2 protein-coding genes are annotated in these 1,545 nt (G+C 64.8%); both read left to right on the top strand.

All coding sequences use genetic code 11. The annotated features are described in order from the left end of the window. Window positions 1-788: dTDP-glucose 4,6-dehydratase (gene rfbB / locus LQV45_RS31435; RefSeq protein ID WP_230011300.1), on the top strand; the 788-nt coding region annotated here is incomplete at its 5' end. Window positions 789-791: 3 nt separating this feature from the next. Then, window positions 792-1,545: dTDP-4-dehydrorhamnose 3,5-epimerase (locus LQV45_RS31430; RefSeq protein ID WP_230011297.1), on the top strand; the 754-nt coding region annotated here is incomplete at its 3' end.

Genomic DNA, 1,545 nt, shown 5'->3' with positions numbered 1-1,545 from the left:
GGTCCGACGTCGTGGTGCACTACGCCGCGGAATCCCACAACGACAACTCGCTGCACGATCCGCGCCCGTTCCTGGACACCAACATCATCGGGACCTACACCCTGATCGAGGCCGCGCGGAAGCACAACAAGCGCTTCCACCACATCTCCACCGACGAGGTCTACGGCGATCTCGAGCTCGATGACCCGGAGCGGTTCACCGAGAGCACGCCCTACAACCCCTCCAGCCCGTATTCCTCCACGAAAGCGGGCTCGGATCTGCTGGTCCGCGCCTGGGTGCGGTCCTTCGGCCTGCAGGCAACCATCAGCAACTGCTCCAACAACTACGGTCCGTACCAGCATGTGGAGAAGTTCATCCCGCGCCAGATCACCAACGTGATCGACGGCATCCGTCCCAAGCTGTACGGCAAGGGCGAGAACGTCCGTGACTGGATCCACGCCAACGACCACTCGTCCGCTGTCCTGGCGATCATCGCCGAGGGCCGGATCGGGGAGACCTACCTGATCGGCGCCGACGGCGAGAAGAACAACAAGGACGTCGTCGAGCTGATCCTCAAGCACATGGGCCAGGCGCCGGACGCGTACGAGCACGTGGTGGACCGGCCCGGCCACGACATGCGGTACGCCATCGACTCCTCCAAGCTGCGCGAGGAACTCGGCTGGAAGCCGCAGTTCTCCAACTTCGAGGCCGGCATCGAAGACACCATCGCCTGGTACCGGAACAACGAGGACTGGTGGCGGCCCCAGAAGGCCGCCACGGAAGCGAAGTACAAGGAACAAGGCCAGTAGATTATGTCGATCGAGTTCTCGAAAAAGCTCACAGCGCACGAAACCCCGATCCCCGGCGTCGTCCTCTACGACCTTCCGGTCCACGGTGACAACCGGGGCTGGTTCAAGGAGAACTGGCAGCGGGAAAAGATGGTGGCGCTTGGCCTGCCCGACTTCCGTCCGGTGCAGAACAACATCTCGTTCAACGAATCCGCCGGCACCACCCGCGGCATCCATGCCGAGCCGTGGGACAAGTTCATCTCCGTGGCCACCGGCAGGATTTTCGGCGCCTGGGTGGACCTGCGCGAAGGCCCGACCTTCGGCGCCGTGTTCACCGCCGAGATGGACCCCAGCCAGGCCATCTTCATTCCCCGCGGGGTCGGGAACGCCTTCCAGACGCTGGAGGACAACACCGCCTACACGTACCTCGTTAACGACCACTGGTCCGCCGACGCCCAGGGCCAGTACACGTTCCTGAACCTCGCCGACGAGACCGCGGCCATCAGCTGGCCGGTGCCGCTGGGCCAGGCCGAGCTTTCGGACAAGGACAAGGCGCACCCGCGCCTGGCGGACGTCACGCCGATGCCGCCGAAGAAGGTCCTCGTGGTCGGCGCCAACGGCCAGCTCGGCAAGGCGCTGCGCCGGCAGTACGACGGCGACCCGTCCGTTGAGTTTGCCGGCCGGGGCGAGTTTGACCTCGGCAGCGAGGACGCCTTCGCCGGACGGAACTGGAAGAACTACTCCACGATCATCAATGCCGCGGCCTACACCGCAGTGG

It is taken from the genome of Microbacterium sp. Bi128 (genome assembly GCF_918698205.1).
Note: the sequence above shows the minus strand (reverse complement) of the source record. Positions and strands in the feature narration are given on the sequence as shown.